Origin of the sequence: Klebsiella sp. C360 (genome assembly GCF_048822415.1) — a bacterium.
GTDB lineage: Bacteria > Pseudomonadota > Gammaproteobacteria > Enterobacterales > Enterobacteriaceae > Klebsiella > Klebsiella quasipneumoniae.
On the sequence record NZ_JBMEZZ010000034.1, the window covers coordinates 1 to 5168 of the forward strand.

At 54.9% G+C, this 5168-nt stretch carries 5 protein-coding genes and 1 pseudogene; 3 read left to right on the plus strand and 3 right to left on the minus strand.

Features of this window, described 5'->3' with window-relative positions:
• Window positions 1–961 precede the first annotated feature (961 nt).
• Window positions 962–1993 carry an IS630-like element ISEc33 family transposase gene (locus ACOI7D_RS27480; RefSeq protein ID WP_258110778.1) on the plus strand — a complete coding sequence of 344 codons (1032 nt, stop codon included), beginning with the start codon at window positions 962–964 and terminating at the stop codon, window positions 1991–1993.
• A 21-nt stretch (window positions 1994–2014) separates the two neighbouring features.
• Here the strand turns inward: ACOI7D_RS27480 and ACOI7D_RS27485 are convergent.
• The 3 genes and pseudogenes from ACOI7D_RS27485 to ACOI7D_RS27495 all read right to left on the minus strand — a co-directional run.
• A pseudogene (locus tag ACOI7D_RS27485) lies at window positions 2015–2320 on the minus strand (cyanate transporter); the annotation flags it as partial.
• Between the two features lie 48 nt (window positions 2321–2368).
• Window positions 2369–2839 (minus strand): cyanase, encoded by a 471-nt coding sequence (gene cynS / locus ACOI7D_RS27490; protein ID WP_003032552.1) that lies wholly within the window; start codon window positions 2837–2839, stop codon window positions 2369–2371.
• Between the two features lie 29 nt (window positions 2840–2868).
• Window positions 2869–3528, minus strand: coding sequence for a carbonic anhydrase (locus tag ACOI7D_RS27495; protein WP_003032549.1), 660 nt, complete (start codon window positions 3526–3528; stop codon window positions 2869–2871).
• Window positions 3529–3637: 109 nt separating this feature from the next.
• Between ACOI7D_RS27495 and cynR the strand changes: the two genes are divergently transcribed.
• Window positions 3638–4525, plus strand: a complete 888-nt coding sequence (gene cynR / locus ACOI7D_RS27500; RefSeq protein WP_003032546.1) for a transcriptional regulator CynR — start codon at window positions 3638–3640, stop codon at window positions 4523–4525.
• Between the two features lie 59 nt (window positions 4526–4584).
• Window positions 4585–5168, plus strand: a 584-nt coding sequence (locus tag ACOI7D_RS27505; protein WP_200013119.1) for a DUF2238 domain-containing protein, incomplete at its 3' end; no start/stop codon positions are given.

Below are 5168 nucleotides of genomic sequence, written 5' to 3' on the forward strand. Positions count from 1 at the left end.
CGTCCCCCACGGGGGTGCGCAGTGGGCGCCGCGCGCCTGCGCGCGGGAACGGCGGCCCGCCTTCGGGTCGCGGCGCCGTACTGCGCGTTAGCGGCCGCACGCGGCCGGTTACGGGGGACACTACGCCATACGACAAGCGACCCGCTGAGCTGCACAATCCACGGATAACACAAGCTACATACATGTCGATATGGGAATCCGCCCATCTTGCCGGGCGCCGCTGTCGTGTGGGAATCGGCCCACCTTGCCGGGCGCCGGTGCTGTGTGGAAATCCGCCCATCTTGCCGGGCGCCGCTGCCGTGTGGGAATCGGCCCACCTTGCCGGGCGCCGGTGCTGTGTGGAAATCCGCCCACCTTGCCGGGCGCTGCTGTCGTGTGGGAATCGGCCCACCTTGCCGCGCGCCGGTGCTGTGTGGGAATCGGCCCTCCTTGCCGGGCGCCGCTGCCGTGTGGGAATAGGCCCACCTTGCCGGGCGCCGCTGCCGTGTGGAAATCCGCCCACCTTGCCGGGCGCTGCTGTCGTGTGGGAATCGGCCCACCTTGCCGGGTGCGTAATTGCATCGGACTTGACTACCCATTTGCATTTTACTTGGTGACCGTTTGCAGATTACTTGACCATCACCAACTAAATCTGTCCCATTAGATTTAGTTGGCGTAAGGCCTTACATCTTAACGGCTGCTGTGTGCCAGAAGCGGACGTTATAGGAAGCAATCTTTTGCCGGATTCGGTAAAACCCCAATTTTTCCGAACCGCACTCGTCCCCGCGCCGTTGTGGCGCTGATAACTACATGTAGTGGTTTTCTCAGATGCTGCCGATACTACATACAGCGGGTGCGGGGGAACCCGCAGGCCAACACTAAATAGCTGCGCGGAATAGTAGATCACTGAAAGGGAACTCAGCCCGGATTGCGCGATCTGATCATTCGCCAAACCAACCAAAACCACCAACCGGACTGAGCGATGCCGATCATAGCACCAATACCCCGTGGCGAACGACGCCTGATGCAGAAAGCTATTCATAAAACGCGCGATAAAAATCATGCCCGCAGACTCACGGCCATGCTGATGCTTCATCGGGGTGAACGGGTCAGCGATGTTGCCAGAACTCTCTGTTGTGCCCGTTCATCCGTTGGTCGCTGGATTAACTGGTTTACGCACTCAGGTATTGAAGGCCTGAAATCCTTACCCGCAGGGCGCTCCCGACGCTGGCCTTTTGAACATATCTGCACCCTGTTACGTGAGCTGATAAAGCATTCTTCCGGCGATTTTGGTTATCAACGTTCACGCTGGAGCACCGAATTACTGGCAATAAAAATCAATGAGATAACCGGTTGCCAGTTACATGCAGGAACCGTTCGCCGCTGGTTGCCATCTGCGGGGCTTGTATGGCGCAGGGCCGCGCCAACTCTGCGCATCCGTGACCCACATAAAGATGAAAAGATGGCGGTAATCCACAAAGCGCTGGATGAATGCAACGCAGAGCATCCGGTATTTTATGAAGATGAAGTGGATATTCACCTTAATCCTAAAATCGGTGCGGACTGGCAGTTGCGCGGACAGCAGAAACGGGTAGTGACGCCGGGGCAGAACGAAAAATACTATCTGGCCGGCGCACTGCACAGTGGCACGGGTAAAGTCAGCTACGTGGGCGGCAACAGCAAAAGTTCAGCGCTGTTTATCGCTCTGCTGAAGCACCTGAAAGCCACTTACCGGCGGGCGAAAACAATCACGCTGATCGTTGATAACTACATTATCCATAAAAGCCGCGAAACACAGCGCTGGTTGAAAGCAAATCCCAAGTTCAGGGTAATTTACCAGCCGGTTTACTCGCCGTGGGTGAATCATGTGGAACGGCTATGGCAGGCACTTCATGACACGATAACCCGTAATCATCAGTGCCGCTCAATGTGGCAGTTACTGAAAAAGGTCCGCCATTTTATGGAAACCGCCAGCCCATTCCCCGGAGGAAAACATGGTCAGGCAAAAGTGTAGCGGTATTAGGCGCAGCTATTTAGTCAGCAGCACCACGCTGTGAGGCGCCAGCTCACGCATTAGCGCCCCAATAATGATCATCAACAGACCGACCGCCACGCTATCACGCTCGCGAATATGACGAGTGATCCAGCCTCCCGCCAGCGCCAGTCCGCCCATCGCGACCATCGGTAATGCGGTAAGAAGAGAAGCCACAGTAAAACTCATGCCGCTGGCCGCACGTAATTGCGGGAGTAAAGGCCCGATTGACGTGAGTAGCGGACGCATATTCAGGCCAATCAGCACCAACACAAGGAGCATCAGACCCGTACGAGGAGATTGATTCATATTGTTCTTTGAGCCCGGCGCGGATAACGCGCCAGGCTTTACTCGGGTTTAGAAAGGTTTTGTCGGCAGATATTTGCCATCAAGCGTAATCACCGCGCGTTCACCGCCTTCCGGGTCAGCCACTTTTTTGACATCCAGCTTGAAGTTAATGGCGCTGATAATGCCGTCGCCAAATTTCTCATGCACCAGCACCTTCAGCGTAGAGCCATACACCTGCAGGATTTCATAGAAGCGATAAATGGTCGGGTCAGTGGGTACGCGATCGTCAATACTGCCGCGCAGTGGGATCATTTGCAGAAGCAGCACCGCATCTTCATCCAGTGAGAGCTTTTCACCAACCAGACGCGCCGCATCAGCCGGCAGTGCATGCTGCCCCAGCAAGGCCGCGGTAACAAAAGCTTCAGATAAGCCCGTACCATCGGTGAGTTGCGCAAAGGTCAGATCTTTTTTCGCTTTGATAAGCAGAATCTGGTCAGCCAAAGAGAGGCGAATATCGCGGTTAATTTGTGCGTGGATCATAATGGAACCTCCTGTATAGAGAGAAAAAATTAAGCTGCGGTGAGGCTGCGAAGCGGCATCGCGCAGGTATTTGGATTTTCGGCAAGCGAGACAAACTGCCCGCTGGCACCGTTGTAGGCGGCAATATCGCCACGTTCGATGTCGTAAACCCAGCCGTGTAATGCCATCCGCCCCTCTTCCAGCGCCAGGCGTACTGACGGGTGGGTCTGAATATTGGCCAGCTGTGCGATAACGTTTTCACGCACCATTGATGCGGTTTTCGCCTGCAATGAAATATGCGTGCGTGATTCATTCACCACGCGGGCTGAATCGGCATAGCGCAGCCAGTGGCTGACGGCGGGCATACTGTCCAGGCAATGGCATCCGGCGATGGCCGTCATGGCGCCACAGTCAGAGTGACCACATATAACAATGTCATTTACTTTCAAAACCGACACGGCGTACTCCACCGATGCGGTAACGCCTCCCGGTTCCGGGCCATAAGAAGGAACAATGTTGCCCGCATTACGGATGACAAACAGATCGCCAGGCTCACGCTGCGTCACCAGCTCCGGCACCAGGCGGCTATCTGAACACGATATAAAAAGCGCGCGTGGGTTTTGCTGGTTTGCCAGCGATCTGAAAAGCTCGGCGCGTTCGGGAAAGACGCTGCGCTGAAATTTCAAAAAGCCATCAATAATCTCTTTCACGATTGTTCCTCTGTCTCACTATAGAATGGACACAGGCTACTCGCTACGTTCCATAAGATAAAAGACTCATTTATAATCAAGTCTATTGGTAAAACTTATGGGAAAGATGATGCTGTTACGACATATTCACTACTTTCTGGCAGTCGCTGAGCATCGAGGCTTTACCCGTGCCGCCACGGCGCTTCACGTTTCGCAGCCCGCGCTTTCTCAGCAAATCAGACAGCTTGAAGAGTCACTTGGCGCGCAACTGTTCGATCGCAGTGGTCGCCATATTCAGCTCACCGATGCTGGCGAAGCCTGGTTGGGTTACGCGAAAAATGCGCTGAGATCGCTGGAAGAGGGAAAGCGGGCAATTCATGATGTCGAGGATTTGAGCCGTGGCTCACTGCGTGTCGCCGTTACCCCCACGTTTACCTCGTGGCTTATCGGGCCGCTAATGGCGAGGTTTTATGCGCGCTATCCCAATATCACCCTTGCGTTACAGGAGATGTCGCAGGAAAAGATGGAAGAGCTGCTGCTCAACGATGAACTGGACATCGGCATCGCATTTGATGATGTTCATTCGGCAGACATCGACGTACTGCCGCTACTGAAGGAATCCCTTGCGTTGATGGTGTCTGAAAGCCATCCTCTGGCGCAACAGGAGTGCGTAGCCTTGTCACATCTTAATAATGAACGACTCATTTTACTGAGTGAGGAATTTGCGACGCGCGAACAAATTGATCGCTATTGCCGCCAAAGAGATCTGCATCCGCAGATAGTAATAGAAGCAAACTCTATCAATGCCATTCTGGAACTGGTGCGTCGTACAACGCTCGCCACCCTGCTTCCATCGCCAATCGCCGCGCAAAATGAGGGATTAAAAGCCGTTTCACTGACGCCGCAGTTGCTGGAACGAACCGCCGCGCTGATGCTACGCAAAGGCGCGTGGAGAACGGCCGCCGTGAAGGCATTTACGGCAATGGCGCAGGAAGTGACGAAAACGTACACCCGGTAACATTGAATTTCGCACGCCAGCAGGCGATAGTGCTTTTTTGACTGAGACAGAAGACGAGTATGACATCAACCGCACTCTCATCGACACTCAAAGGCGGCGCGCTGATCCTGTTGCTTGCCCTGATTTACACCGGCCTCTTTACCGCTGACCGCACGACCTGGCTCATGGAGGTCACCCCGGTCATTATCATTGTGCCGCTGCTATTGTCCACGCATCGTCGCTACCCGCTGACGCCCCTCCTTTACACGCTTATCTTTTTCCACGCGCTTATTCTGATCGGCGGCGGCATGTACACCTACGCCAAAGTGCCCATCGGCTTCGACGTGCAGGAGATGTTTAACCTGAGCCGCAATCCTTACGACAAACTGGGCCACTTTTTCCAGGGGCTGGTTCCGGCACTGGCGGCGCGAGAAATTTTACTGCGCAGCGGCTACGTGCGCGGGCGTAAAATGGTCGGTTTTCTGGTCTGCTGTATCGCTTTGGCCATCAGTGCAGCCTATGAATTGATCGAGTGGTGGGCGGCGCTGGCGATGGGCCAGGGCGCAGATGATTTCCTGGGGACTCAGGGCGATCCGTGGGATACGCAGTCGGACATGTTCTGCGCCTTGCTCGGGGCATTAACCACGGTATTGCTGCTTGGTCG